Here is a 13942-nt window from a genome sequence, read left to right as displayed (position 1 = left end):
TGTAAATTACTCATCATTAACTAAGTTTCAGGTGTGATCACGGGGAGTTGGAGTATGTTGGTAAATTGGCTTTCTGAAGTAAAGATTTTTGACTATATCTAGTTTGTATAAGCGAGTAACTTTAATATGAGTAATGCATCATCTAAAAGCATTTTGCACGATGCGACACCCTCTTGGAATGGTTATAACTACCAAGGAAAAGTAGGCCTCTATGTTTGTTTAATAAATATTCTTAAAGAAGGCCGTGTAGGAGTTGATTTACCTGCTTTCGATACCTTCCTAGATGAGCACCATATTGAGTATGAATGGATTGAAGATTTTGCCATTAAAAGAGGTGAGGATTATTTGTCTCTTCACCAAGTTAAACATAAAGGCGAAAATAAATTTAAAGACCATGTTGAGGCTATTGCAACAATTTTACATCGAAAGAATGGTGTACTTTCAGACACTGATATCTTTAAATACTTTACATTTAAAAGCAAAAAAAAAGGTGATACTGCAGCTGAAAAAGAGAAGATTAAAACGGAGATAATTAATTGTAGGCTTGTTAATGATAATGGTTTATTAGATAGTAATTGGAAATCTAATGTTCAGTCTGCCAACATTGAATATCGCAGAAATCTTGCAAAATGTTTTACCGATTTTGAATCACTTTCACAAAAAGCATTTAGCATCTCAACTACCTATTTTCATACTGCAGATGAAGTTGAACCACCTCTGGAAAGTATTACCGATATTGCAGGTATACCAAGCCATCTAATTCCAAATTTAGCTCAGCCGATGAGCCTTTCTTGCCAACAGGTTTTTCTTAGTTTTGATAACTCTAAAGATTACAAGCTTGCACTATCTGATAATGCACTTAATTTAGAGCTAGATAACCTAATAAAGGAACTTTTAGCATTATTTCATCCTAAAGAAGCTTGTTTAGAAGAAAATATTAAATTATATAAAACGGCTTTATGTGCTTTGATTGATCAAAACTTAGTAACAAGGCATCAGCACATTAGAGATAAGGCCGATAACGACATTCAATATCTACGACGTACAAAACCAAGCATTAATTTCAATGAAATTGTTAGGGAGTTAAAATCTAGTTTTAGAGTACAAAATGAGGCTTATTGGAATTTAGTTTGTCGTGAAAACTTTGAAAAGGCTTATAAAGAACAAATTGAAGACACTCACACGCTGTTAGCAAACTCAGTTATTGATAATGAGACATACCAATATTATACGGTAAGGTTAGAGTCTGTTCGTAAAAACGTAATTCAACAATACTTTCCTAATGACTGCGCGGGTTTTTTGAGGCGCATATACCCTCATATTTTTCAAGGAACGTCGGAACATCAGTATTATACTGAAATATCAGAGCCAAAGAAAATTAAGAGTGTTTTTTTCAACTTTATTAAAAAAGTTGAAAAATCGTCAGGGAAGTTAACTTTAGAATGCAAAAATAATATTTTTGAGTATCAACCCAGTTGTATTAATTTTAATGAAGCTGATCCTGAGAGTAAGTTTATTGAAGTTGAAAGAGTAAAAAAAGGTTTAGCCGACAATCAAGGAAATCAATCTAACATTTTCACAAATGTTGATTATATAGTCGTTAATTCAACAGATAAAGATGATGAAATTTTAGCTGGTATAGAAAAAATAACTGAAGTGAAAAGCTATGAGCAACAGAGCTCAGATTTAAAAGAGTCAGATAAAATTACCCAACAAAAAGAAATTAGTTTTATGGATAGTAGAAAAGCATTAGGGGAAATCAATGGATAGTATAATAGAGCAGATTTTTATAGAGTCTCATCTCTCCTTAGCAAAAGTAAAATATATTGAAAAGGATCATGATTTTTCAGCAGTAGTCTATATTGGTCAAACATTACAAGGCGACTACTTTATTTATCTTCATTTACCAGAAAGACTTTTGCCTCATGTCACGAATGATATTCAAATAAAGTTACTCTCTTTACTTAAAAACCATTCTAAAAGCTTCGAGCAAATAACAGATTCAGCAGTAGAGATCTCATCCTCATTTGATAAAAATGCTACTTTGATAATTTTTACTACTCATAAATCTAGTACAAAGAACGATGCAATTAAAAATGCTATTTCGATTGAAGAAGATCCATACTTTTTCAAGAAACAAGTTCTATTATCATCTGTTGAAGAACTTCCAATCATTGAAAGTTATTTTAATAGTAGTAAAGGCAGTCATATTGCTTATATTCAAAGTCTAATTTCTGATATCGAAAGGTTTAATGAATTTACTAACGCTAAAGCATCAAAGTTATCTAAAAGAGAAATTGAATACTTATTTGTAGCAAAGCTTTATGAAAAAATTCCTTTTTTGTCTTTAATAGTTACTCCTTCTGTTCAGGACGTCTTGCAACAGGAGATAGATAATAAGTTGTCTAAAGAGCAATTAGCTGAATGTGAGAAGCTGCTAGATCTTGATATAAATGATCTTGAAGACTGGTTTACTGAACTTGTTAAGGAAGATGAAAATAATGATTAAACTAGGAAAGATGCGAATTGAGAACTTTAAATCTTTTAAAGAATCGGTTGAGTTTGATTTCACTGGTAATGATTTAGTTCTTTTTGATGGTCCAAATGGTTTTGGAAAGACAACAATATTTGATGCTATTGAGCTGTGTTTCACGGGGAAAATATCCCGAGTCAAGCACACTGACACAAAGAGCAAAGGGGATCATATTCTCAAGGGAGATAATGCTGAGCCAACGACTATTCAATTAGAGCTTTTAAACGACACAAGAACCTTATTAGTTATCGGTATTCATATACCAGCGAATATCTCAGGCGAAGCAGGAAAGGTAGCAAAATATCAAAATGCTATAGAGCGTTTTGAAACGGAGATGTGGCAGGATGCAGCTGTTTTTCGTGAGTTAAGTAAAAATAAGCTGGATGAAGGCAGATTAGATAATTTATTAGAAAATGAAAAACTAGATAAAACTTTTACTTTGTTTAATTACATCCAACAAGAAGAGACGTGTCACTTCTTAAAACTTGATGAAAGTAAACGCCACCAAGAAATAAGTTATCTATTTGGTACGATAGAAGAAAAAAATAAAGCAGATAAGTTAGATGCACTTTCTACCAAGCTGAAGCAAACAATAAATGATTACTACATCCCCTTAATCACAAAAGAAGAAGGAGAGTTAATACAGTTAGCAAAGCCGACTACTGAAGCTGAAGGTTCAGAAAGCATACTTAGCAGTGGGAAAATTGCTCTATTTAGTGATTTATCATCTAGTACCCTTGAGCAGCTTGAAGTTTACAAATATAGCTTAGAAGGTGTTGAGTGGCTCATAAAAAATAACTCAGATTATAAAAAGCTAAAATTTAATTATTTGTTGAATAAAATGACAACAGAGCGAACTGAGCAACTTGAGAATTATTTAAAAGTTGGCTTAGTTGAAAATTATGAAGGGCTAACAAAAAAACTAAATAAGCATAACTTGATTTGGCGGAAGGCGAAGAAAAAAGCTGATATCTATAATGAGCTAATTACATTTTTTGATGATAAGCCAAATAGCCTTAGCGAAGATACTTTAAATATTTACAAAGAAAATTTTCCTTCAAGCTATGATAGATTCATAAGTGATATAACTTCATTTTTAAGTTTATCTAAGGTAAATAGTTCGCTGAGCTCTTTACTTATTAAAATCGATGACAGTCGAAAAAATCTATTATCTCATTACAAAGAGCATATTGGTTATGATGGAGTTAAAGAGCATAAAAACATACCCTGCCCATTATGTGGGGATATGAAACCAACAGGGGAAGATTTGCTTAATGAATATGACAAACAATCAGAGTTTTTCTTAGAACAGTTAGGGGATAATGATAAGTCTCTTAAGATAGTAACTGAAAACTTAATAACAGAGCTTATTGTCCCTTCTATTACCAAAATGCGAAACTATCTCTCTAAGTATCAAGATTACTTAAACTTTGATTTAATAAGTGTGGATAATCATAAAAATCTAGGGAAATCCGATTTCCAGAGCATGATTAAAATAAGAACATGGCTTGAATCCAATATTGGCGATTGCACACATTTTATTGATAACAAACTACTTGTAGTTAATCAAAATTATGATGAAACCAAAGAGCAACTCATTACTTTTATTAACAGCCACAAAAAATTACTTTCAGAAGAGCCTTTAAAAGAGTATTCGGACTTAGTAAAAGATTTGCAAGCATTAGGCTTAGCCTTTAATGAAGCTGGAAAACTACCAGTTGATTTGGGTGATATTAGTAGGGACTTATCATTATTATCTCGGCTAATATTGCAGCAAAGTTCTTTATCCTATAAAGCAAAAATTTTAAAGATATCCAAGCTACAAGAAAAAGTGCGAAAGTTAAATTTGAAGCGAGAAGAAATAGCGGCAATTAGTAAAGTCTATAAAGTTGAAATTAAAGCTTATGAAAAAGATGTCGCAAAACATATTGCAATACCGCTTTTTGTTTATAGCTCTAAAATACTTCAGTCTCGCCCAGAGGGAAGCGGGATATTTTTAATTACGCCCACGAAGGCAAGCGAAAAAGGCTTTATGAAGTTTAGCGCTACACCTAATGATAGTCATGATGCATGGAATACAATGAGCTCAGGGCAGCTCGCTGGTGTTGTTATCTCGTTTATGCTAGCTATGAATAAAGTTTACCCTTCCAAGTTATCTACTTTAATGATTGATGACCCAGTCCAAACTATGGATGAAGTAAATATGGCTTCTTTTGTTCAAATGATGCGATATGAATTTCATGAGTTGCAAATTATGTTGTCAACTCATGAGAGTAAAGTCGCGAATTACTTTCATTATAAGTACAGTCAGGCGGGTTTAAAGTCTTTGCCGATAAATATGAAGAATAAGAGGCTGGAATCTATCAATTAGTATCACCCAACAGCTAACTTCCCAGCCTCATGCCACATTTCACTTGGCATGGGGCTTGTTAATTTCCACGTTATATTCATTGGCTGGCTGCCATTGTGGCTTTGATATTTAACCTCGCCGTAGTTTACAAACCCCATGGTGCGGCCGTTTTCGTCTTTACCTTGTTCGCGTACAAATAGCAGGATGGTTTTGCCTGTTTGCTGGTGCTGAATATAGCTTAGGCCGCGGCCGTGTTCAGGGCGGGCGCTGTTTTGCGTTTGCCAATGAAACAAGGTAGGGCTGATTGCGTAGTCGTGATACAGCGTGGTAGGCGAGTAGTTTTTTTCGCACTTATTAAGTGTTACAAATAACAGCTCTAGGTTTTGTTTTTTAAATTCTAAAACGCCTTCGCGGGCGGTCGATTTTTTATCAAACGAGTGCGCCCCAAACGCAGCGAGTATTTGCTGGCGAGTATAGCGGCTGTGTAATTTTATTGCATGATTAGGTAAACACACTAAATCGCTTTCTTGCTGGTGAATACGGTTTATTAATAGCGTAATTACTTGTGCGAGTTCCTGCTGTAGCTCTTTGTGTTTAAGTGCTTGTAAGCTTTGCTCAAGGGTTTTAAAACCTAAGCTTGTGCCGGTGTTATCCCAAAAATTGTAATGCGCCATAAGCGCGTACTGTTGATTTTTTGGCGTTGGCGTAAAGCTAAAGTCGTTGTTACATAAATCACGTATAAAGCATAAGTAACTGAGCGAGTTGCAGCCAAGTAACTGGGTGTTGATAGCGCGGTAATACGCGGCGTAAATATCGGCTTGTTTTGCGGGTATTTCATCGCCTTTAAGCCAGTGCCAGCCGCCGAGTCTACCGGCTTTAGGTTTGTAAATATCTTCCAGCGTGACTTGTGGGTTTATGCGTAAAAAATTACTGAGCGTTAGCGCGTCATTAGTGTGTTGCGAATAGCTATTTATCAGCTGTTGTAAACGGCGTTTAGAGTTTATAGCTTGCTGAATATTTTTTAATATTGTTTGTTGTGTGCGTTTTTGTAGCTCTATACGGCAACCCAGCGGTAAATGCGGGAAGTTGTTTTCAATCTCAGTTTTTATTGGCTGATTACTTTTACCAATCAGTGCGCGGAACTTACTCGCAAAGTCGTATTCTGGGCGCGCATTTCCTACAAAGTCGAGCACGGTACAGCATTGCTTTTGACTGTTGTCGGGTAAACGCAAACCACGACCTAGTTGCTGTAAAAACAGCGTTAGGCTTTCGGTTGGGCGTAAAAAAAGCAGGGTATCGACTTCTGGAATATCGACCCCTTCGTTAAAAATATCAACCACACAAAGTATTTGTATTTCGCCTTGGCGCAGTCCTTGTTGTTTGGCCGCGCGCTCATTGGTGTTTTTGCTGGTCAGTACATCAGCATTTATGCCCGCTAAGTTAAATTTAGACGCCATAAATTCAGCGTGTTTTTGGCTCACACAAAATGCCAGCGCTTTAATTGCGTGAACATTGGTAACTATATCAGCAAGGCTGGATATAATTTTGTTAGCGCGGCTGTTTTCCCCTGTATAAAGGTTACTTAGCTCGGTTATATCGTAACGGCCACCTCGCCATTTTATTTGGCTTAGGTCGGTGTCGTCATCCAATCCAAAGTATTGAAAAGGGCATAAATGGCGTTGATTTATTGCCTCTGGTAAGCGAATTTCAGCGGCTATTACGCCACAAAAGTCATCCAATATATTTGCGCCATCCTGTCGCTCTGGTGTAGCGGTGAGGCCAAGTAATATTGTGGGCGTAAAGTGGTTTAAAATAGCGCGATAACTTGCAGCGCTTATGTGGTGTACTTCGTCTATCACTATGTAGTCGTAGTAATCATTGGTTAAATTGAGCGATTCAATTTGGCTGTTTAGCGTTTGGATTGACGCAAATAATTGGTTATAGCGCTGTGGTTTGTAGTTACCGACCCACAGCTCCCCAAAGTCATTGTTTTTGAGTACGCCGCGGTAAGCGCTTTGTGCTTGTTTTAGTATTTCTTCGCGGTGGGCTACAAACAAAAAGTGGGCGTTTGGGTTTTTATCGTAAACGGTTTTAAAGTCAAACGCCGATATAATGGTTTTACCCGTGCCCGTTGCGGCGACCACTAAATTTTTAAAGCGATTATGCACGCTACGTTCAACGCTTAGTTTTTCTAAAATAGCGAGTTGGTGGGTTTTAGGTGTTATATCAAAATAGAACTGGCTGCTTGCTTGGCCAACACTACGTTGTTCTTTAAGTGAATTAATGAGCTTTTCTTTGCATTCAGCTTTGCCAGTAAATAATTCAAAATCTGGCGACTGCCAATAAGTTTCAAAGGTACTTTTGGTTTTAGCTATGATGTGCGGAATTTCTTGCGCGGTAATTTTTAAGTTCCACTCAAGGCCGCTGGTAAGCGCCGAATGCGATAAATTAGACGAGCCAATGTAACCGGTATGAAACCCCGTATTACGCATAAACAAATATGACTTTGCATGTAAGCGTTCTTGCTGGTTGTTGTAACTAAGTTTTACCTCGGTATTTGGTAAGTTTGTTAAAAACTCAACCGCTTTCGCATCCGTTGCCCCCATATACGAGGTGGTAATAACTTTGAGCTTATTGCCGCTTTTGGTAAAGGCTTCAAGCTCATTTTTAAATATGCGCAGCCCCGTCCATTTTATAAATGAGACAAGCCAGTAAATAGTGTCTGATGATTTAATCTCGCGCTTTAGCTCGGTTTCGAGCGATATACCTGCATTAGCGCCGCTAAATAACTCGCTTTGGGTAAGCCCTGTTAGCGGAAAAATATCGTGAGAGTAGTCTTTAAGATTTGCAGCAATAGGGTTTTGAGTATTAAACAGTGCAGTAAGAATACGGCCTTGGCTGTCGATAAGGTTTTCGTTGATCAGCTCGTCATCGCGAATATGATCTTTAAGCCACAGCACAAGGCTGTTTGCGAGGTTTATTTGCTCTTGTAAACGCTCATTCGAATTAGGAATAGCATTTATCGCATGTTCAACAAGTTTACCTAAAAAGCGCGAAAGCCACGTAGCTGCCTCAGCCGATTCTAGCTGGCGTTCGCCCACATAAAACTGGTCACGATTTAAGTTCTGCTCAATTACTCGTGTAATTAACTGCTCGTAAATACCAATTTGCTGCATTAAATCGCTCCCTGTTTGCGAGCATTCAGTTTACTAAAATATGCAATGTAAACAAGCATTAACTCATTATTGAATTAAAGGCCGCTGCCAAGAAAATTCCCCCCGTGATCACACCCGAAATTGAATTAATGATGAGTAATAGCAGCGTATGGATGCGCGTTAAGCGATGCTTACACACGGACGTGTTTCATCGCGTTTACGTTCATATCATTAATTTAAATTGAGGAAATAGTGCGATCCTCGGGGCGCCGTGGGGTTCCAAGGGGCGGTCGGCGGTATCCGCCCTTTGGTTGCCATCGCCAACGCGATATTTGTAAATTATTTTAAAAGCTACGCTTTTCGCGCAAGCAAGCTTTGCGCCTACAGCAAATTTTATGGCCGCTGCTAAGAAAGTTCTCCCGTGTTCACATCCGAAATTAGATTAATGATGAGTAATTAATAGCATGGCGGAATTTTGTTCCCGACAAATTCCAAGTACCTAAATCCCTTTAGGCAATGCTGTTAAAGCGTAGCTTGGCCATGGATGGCCTATCTACGCTGGTTACGTTCATATCATTAATTTAAATTGAGGAAATAGTGTGATCCTCGGGGCGCAGTGGGTGACGAATGACCAAAGCGTAGCTTTGCAGCTTGAGGAAGTGGAAGCATGGATGCTGACAGGAACCCGGTTTCAGGGATGAATTATTAGCAGCAGAGCTTATTTGAAGAAGGCCGCCCCTTGGTTGCCATCGCCAATGCGACATAAAGAAGAGGCCTAGCAAGCTTTACGCATACATTGAGTGTTAAAAGCAGAGCTTGATGAAAGTTTGTAGACGCGCAACTTGTAGGCGTTAAAAGCGAAGCTTTTACATATAGCCATATGATTTATGTATTTATTATGGACTAGTAAAAAAAAGCCTCTAAAATCATCATAGAAAAAACACTTAATATAAAGCCAGTAGTAGAAATAAGGTGTAAAAAAGCTAAAACCTTGTCTATTGGTCTTGCATGTTTTGCAACATGACTTCCATCAAATAGTGGTGTTGGTTTACGTGCCCTTTTACAAAAAATAGCCATAGCATAAAATGGCGCACTTGCACCTATACCTCTATCCCAACTTGGGGAGCTAATTCCATCTTGTAGCATTTTTCTATCAATGTATTTAATTGAAATACGCGGAAATAAAACAGCCATTATCATTAGATAGATAAAAAAGAAGATGCTGCTGTATAGTAGTATTTCTAGAAAAGGCATTAAAAAAATTCCTGTTTGCGAGTAGTTAGTTTACTAAAAAATTCAATGTAAACAAGCATTAACTCATTACTGAATTAAAGGCTGTTGCTTAGGCCACTCCCCCGTGATCACATCCGAAATTTAATTAATGATGAGTAATTAACAGCATGGATGCTGTTAAAAGCGTAGCTTGGCCATGGATGGCCTATCTACGCTGGTTACGTTCATATCATTAATTTAAATTGAGGAAATAGTGTGATCCTCGGGGCGCCGTGGGGTTCCAAGGGGCGGTCGGCGGTATCCGCCCCTTGGTTGCCATCGCCAATGCGATATTTGTAAATTAAATTACAAACCAAAAGCGCGAGGTAAACTCCCGCCTACGGCTTTTCGCGCGAGCAAGCTGAGCGCCTACAGGTGTTTGGGTGAGCTTTGTAGCGTGAGTTTGAATAATGCGACATGTACCTTTTTTTAAGGTATAAAGTAAACATTATGATTATAGGAACTCATCATGGATGATTTATTAAACCAAGGTTTAAGCCTTTTATTTGTTATCGGTAGTGTTTATTCGCTATTAGGTGTTTTGTTTTTCAAAATATGGCTTCATCAAAAGAATGCAAAATTACCTGTAGATCGTAAAAAGCTTAAACGTGTTGCAGCGCAAACATTAAACGAACAAGTAAATGACAAGATTGTTGAGGTAATTGGTCTGATTTTTCTCTCTGCTTTAATAGTTACAATGCCTTTTGCTATTAAAGGAATTGCTGAAATGTTTGCCAGTGGCAAGTTCAATTACTTTTTAATTATCGTGATCGCATTGGGTTTAATCTATGTGGCACGAAAGCTTTGGGTTAAATCTAACGACTTAATAAAGCTAAAACTAGGGCGTGATGCAGAGTTAGCAGTCGCTTCAGAACTTATTGAATTACAGTCACACGGATACCAAGTATTTCATGATATACAAGCAGATGGTTTTAATATTGATCATTTAGTTGTTGGGCCAAATGGGGTATTTGCTATTGAAACCAAAGGCAGACATAAACGAATAAAAGACGATACAAATTACAAAGTTAAATTTGAAAATAACCATTTAGCATTTCCTTCTTGGTTTGAAAGTAAACCGTTAGAGCAAGCCCAAAATCAAGCCAGTTGGGTGAATAAATGGCTCTATGAATCTACCGGTTTTAATACTCCGATTTTACCTGTTTTATGCTTTCCTGGTTGGTTTGTAGAACTAAAGCAGAGATCAATTTTCCCAATCGTTTCTCATAAACAAATAGTTAAAACTATCCTTTCAATGCGACAAGTTAGCTTAAATCAAGAGCAGCAGCGTGCTATTTGCTATCAAGTCGTGCAGCGAGCCTTAAACGATAGTAAAGCAATTTAAAAGCTTCGCTTTTCGCGCGAGCAAGCTGGGCGCCTACAGGTGTTTAGGTGGGCTTATTTAAAAGCCAAAGCGCGATATAAAATTGCACCTACGGTTTTGATGAGAGTGGTGTTCGCATTGATGTAGGTGAGGTTTTATACCTCGCTTATAAATGGATTGTTTTCACCATTGAAAAATGCATTATTGCTCTATGTAGCGCTTAAAAGTAATGAGGCAATTAACCCTGCTATTCGCCTCATTGCATGAGGCAAATAAATAACATAGACTGAAGCTAATTACCTTTAGGACTAAAGACTATGTGGATATGGCAACAGCAAAATTGGCCAAACTTTACGTGGGATGCTGCAGCGCTTGCTCCTTTACTAAGGGATCTTTCATATAATCAAGGTTTATTAGTAGGGCGTATGGGCGCGCAAAGTGCTCAACAAAAGCAGCAAGCTCTAGATACTTTACTAGCAAATATTATTCACTCCAGTGCGATTGAGGGTGAAAAGCTTAATGCATTTTCGGTTCGCTCTTCTCTTGCTAAAAAGCTCAATATTAATGAGCAACCTTACCCAACAACAGTGCAAAGCGATAATCTTGCAGAGATTATGCTTGATGCAATAAATAACACAGACTCACCGCTTAATTTAGAGCGAGTGCTTAATTGGCATCGCTTATTGTTTGCAGGTGAGCAAAGCTTATTTACTAAAATTGAGGGCGGGCAATTGCGTGCTGACGAGCCAATGCAAGTGGTATCGGGGCGCTTAGATAAACCGGTATTACATTTTACGGCGCCTCCTAAAGAGCGAGTAAATAAAGAGCTTTCGCTATTTTTTAACTGGTTTAACAAAACGCAAAACGATCCTCAAATAGACCCCTTTATTCGGGCAGCTATCGCACATTTATGGTTTGTAACAATACATCCACTTGAGGATGGTAATGGGCGTATTACACGGCTTATAACCGACCTGGCATTAGCGCAAGAACATGCTGAGTCGATTCGGTTTTACGCTATGTCGGTGGCTATTTTAGAAGACAGAAAAAGCTACTACGAGGTGCTTGAAGCCACTCAACGTGGAGATCTTTGTATTACAAAGTGGATTAAGTGGTTTTTACGTACGCTTAATAATGCGATACACCATACGCTTAATAATATTGAGCAAACAATTTTTAAAACCAATTACTGGGCAAGTAAAGATCAAACAAAGTTAAGTGAGCAGCAAGTAAAAGTGCTTAATAAGTTACTTGATGGCCAATTTGAACAGGGTATTAGTGCGAGTCAGTATCAAAAGGTGGCTAAGGTTAGCCGTGCAACCGCAACACGCCATTTATCGGACTTGCAAACGCTTGGATTTTTAACAAAAACCGCCGCAGGTGGGCGTAGTACACGTTACAAAATTGCCTAATGAGGCAATTACTCACATTATTCACCTCATTACGTGAGGCGAATAGGTGTTTTAAATTGTTACAGGTGAGGTTTTATACCTCGCATGGTGTTTTTATAAAGCGAAAGCGCGATGTAAAATCGCACCTACGGGTTTGTTCAGTGCAGTGGTTTAATTGTTGTAGGTGAGGTTTTATACCTCGCGGGTGTTTTTATAAGAGCAAAGCGCGATGTAAAATCGCACCTACGGGTTTGTTGAGTGTCGTGTTTGAGTTGTTGTAGGTGAGGTTTTATACCTCGCATGGTGTTTTTATAAAGCCAAAGCGCGAGATAAACTCACGCCTACTATTTTAAATATTGTGCAACCTCTTATCCCAGCCGCGTTACTTTTACTTTTATTTTTCCGGCATTAGCGCCATAAAAGCGGCTTAGGTCGTTTGCGAATGGGCAAAACTCGCCAGATTTATCTATTTTAATATCGGCGCCGTTGGCTATTTCAAAAAGGTGGTCGTCGTTTTTATTAATAGCACCAATGAGTGAAAACCATTGCGCGCGAGGAAATCGTCTAAATGGTTCAAGCACGGCCATTGGGATTTCTTTTACGCCAAGTTGTACGTTGTCGCGGTTCCAGCCTAATGGCGTGCACTTTATGCCATCGTCAAACCAGTATTGATTTGGGTATGGGGTAAAGCGATACGTAGCGCCTTGCTCTAGCATGAGGCCGGTTGCGTTGTATTGCTCAGAGGCAAATACCACTATATCTTGGCTTTGGTTAATGCTCAGCACACTCATGTTTTGATTAGCCAGTTCTATATGTTGGCTTAAACCAATAAAGCTAAGTGTGGTGTTGTCGTTGTAGCTAATTTTGTAATGCAGTTTTTTAAGTGATTCTGGGCGATAACTGGTTAGTTTATTAATGCGTTCGGCTACGCTGTAGTGCACTAAAGGCTCAAGGTTGCTGGCTTCGTCATCAATTAATACATAGCACTCTCTATCTACTAGTTTAAAAAATGGGTTAAACCAAAAGTAATTTTGTTGATGACTTAATGCGAGCGGATCGGGCGTTACGGTTACGTCATCTTGTGCTACTAAGTTGCTGTCGGGGAGTAGGGTTTCGTAATCTATGTCGTGGCTAGTGAGTAACGATATATTAAGCGGTTGTTCTATTAACCACTCAAGTGCATAGCGCAAGCTAATATCGGCTAGGCCATCGCGGTAGTAACCACCGCCAATGTCTGAATGCGCACCTGCAAACCATAGCTCGGTAATATTGTTTTGATGGTTCATGAGTGTGGGTTCAAAGGCGCGGCGTTTTTCGTCAAGGGCTACGCAGTGCAGCGCGTGAGTAATGTTGTTGGCAATGGTGTGGTTTTCAAAAATAACGTGTTCTGCGCCGCGTGTAGCTTTACTTACTTTTGACAAGCCAATAGAGGCGACTGTATCAAACACACATACATACACGTTGTTGCTTATTAAGGGCTCTAAACATTTAGCAAAACGTCTGGCAAGCGCAGCGCCTCGGCTAAAGCCCGTTAGCAGTATGGTATCGCCTATTAGGTAGTGAGCTTTAAAGTCGCTTAATGCTTGATTTAAAATACTGGCTACGTCGTCACCACGAGGTGCAAGGGTTTGGTTTAAAATGCGTTTAAGGCGGCTGCCTTTAGTGCCAATACCTTGATAATAAAAACTGAGTTGGTTAGCAAAAGGAGTAATGGGGGAGTCTTCTAATTTACCGCCAAGCAGTAAATGCAGTTTTAAAATGTTGGTAATATTAGAGTCTTCTTTAAAATGATCTGAGCTAAACTGTTCTGCGTCACGGGGCTCGTTTCCTGTGCCGTCAAAGTTAAAAATTAGCGTTTTACCCGTCATAACCCAATTCCCTTAGTTGTTTTAAATACTCTACACAGACTATGTTAAA

At 38.3% G+C, this 13942-nt stretch carries 8 protein-coding genes; 5 read left to right on the top strand and 3 right to left on the bottom strand.

Features of this window, described 5'->3' with window-relative positions; translation table 11 throughout:
• The first annotated feature begins 126 nt into the window (after positions 1-126).
• The 3 genes from GQR52_RS13470 to GQR52_RS13460 are packed head-to-tail and all read left to right on the top strand — an operon-like array spanning position 127 to position 4904.
• Positions 127-1770 carry an ABC-three component system protein gene (locus tag GQR52_RS13470; protein WP_165728783.1) on the top strand — a complete coding sequence of 548 codons (1644 nt, stop codon included), beginning with the start codon at positions 127-129 and terminating at the stop codon, positions 1768-1770.
• Entirely contained in the window at positions 1763-2509 is a 747-nt protein-coding gene (locus tag GQR52_RS13465) for an ABC-three component system middle component 1 (RefSeq protein WP_165728782.1), read from the top strand. The genes GQR52_RS13470 and GQR52_RS13465 overlap by 8 nt, the downstream gene beginning before the upstream one ends.
• On the top strand, positions 2502-4904 hold the full coding sequence (locus GQR52_RS13460; RefSeq protein WP_165728781.1) for an AAA family ATPase: 2403 nt from the start codon (positions 2502-2504) through the stop codon (positions 4902-4904). Before GQR52_RS13465 ends, GQR52_RS13460 begins: the two co-directional genes overlap by 8 nt.
• Before the next feature lie 2 nt (positions 4905-4906).
• On the opposite strand, the gene GQR52_RS13455 is transcribed toward GQR52_RS13460, so the two are convergent.
• Positions 4907-8059, bottom strand: a complete 3153-nt coding sequence (locus GQR52_RS13455) for a DEAD/DEAH box helicase (RefSeq protein ID WP_165728780.1) — start codon at positions 8057-8059, stop codon at positions 4907-4909.
• Positions 8060-8941: 882 nt separating this feature from the next.
• Positions 8942-9292 (bottom strand): hypothetical protein, encoded by a 351-nt coding sequence (locus GQR52_RS13450; protein ID WP_165728779.1) that lies wholly within the window; start codon positions 9290-9292, stop codon positions 8942-8944.
• Positions 9293-9779: 487 nt separating this feature from the next.
• On the opposite strand from GQR52_RS13450, the gene GQR52_RS13445 reads away from it, so the two are divergent.
• Together GQR52_RS13445 and GQR52_RS13440 are read left to right on the top strand one after the other, a co-directional pair.
• The gene (locus GQR52_RS13445) at positions 9780-10655 is read left to right on the top strand and encodes a nuclease-related domain-containing protein (RefSeq protein ID WP_165728778.1); all 876 of its coding nucleotides are present in this window, start codon (positions 9780-9782) and stop codon (positions 10653-10655) included.
• 296 nt (positions 10656-10951) lie between these two features.
• Positions 10952-12046: a Fic family protein gene (locus GQR52_RS13440; RefSeq protein ID WP_165728777.1), complete on the top strand. Its 1095-nt coding sequence runs from the start codon at positions 10952-10954 to the stop codon at positions 12044-12046.
• Positions 12047-12393: 347 nt separating this feature from the next.
• Here GQR52_RS13440 and GQR52_RS13435 read toward each other — a convergent pair whose 3' ends face one another.
• The gene (locus GQR52_RS13435; protein WP_165728776.1) at positions 12394-13893 is read right to left on the bottom strand and encodes a DUF2235 domain-containing protein; all 1500 of its coding nucleotides are present in this window, start codon (positions 13891-13893) and stop codon (positions 12394-12396) included.
• Between the last annotated feature and the right edge of the window lie 49 nt (positions 13894-13942).

The sequence above is a fragment of the Pseudoalteromonas sp. 31A1 genome (assembly GCF_011378815.1).
Classification (GTDB): domain Bacteria; phylum Pseudomonadota; class Gammaproteobacteria; order Enterobacterales; family Alteromonadaceae; genus Pseudoalteromonas; species Pseudoalteromonas arctica.
Note: the sequence above shows the minus strand (reverse complement) of the source record. Positions and strands in the feature narration are given on the sequence as shown.

Bases quoted from the DNA above. Each gene is read 5' to 3' on its own strand.
- GQR52_RS13470 (WP_165728783.1), top strand. From the start codon at position 127: ATGAGTAATGCATCATCTAAAAGCATTTTGCACGATGCGACACCCTCT.
- GQR52_RS13465 (WP_165728782.1), top strand. From the start codon at position 1,763: ATGGATAGTATAATAGAGCAGATTTTTATAGAGTCTCATCTCTCCTTA.
- GQR52_RS13460 (WP_165728781.1), top strand. From the start codon at position 2,502: ATGATTAAACTAGGAAAGATGCGAATTGAGAACTTTAAATCTTTTAAA.
- GQR52_RS13455 (WP_165728780.1), bottom strand. From the start codon at position 8,059: ATGCAGCAAATTGGTATTTACGAGCAGTTAATTACACGAGTAATTGAG.
- GQR52_RS13450 (WP_165728779.1), bottom strand. From the start codon at position 9,292: ATGCCTTTTCTAGAAATACTACTATACAGCAGCATCTTCTTTTTTATC.
- GQR52_RS13445 (WP_165728778.1), top strand. From the start codon at position 9,780: ATGGATGATTTATTAAACCAAGGTTTAAGCCTTTTATTTGTTATCGGT.
- GQR52_RS13440 (WP_165728777.1), top strand. From the start codon at position 10,952: ATGTGGATATGGCAACAGCAAAATTGGCCAAACTTTACGTGGGATGCT.
- GQR52_RS13435 (WP_165728776.1), bottom strand. From the start codon at position 13,893: ATGACGGGTAAAACGCTAATTTTTAACTTTGACGGCACAGGAAACGAG.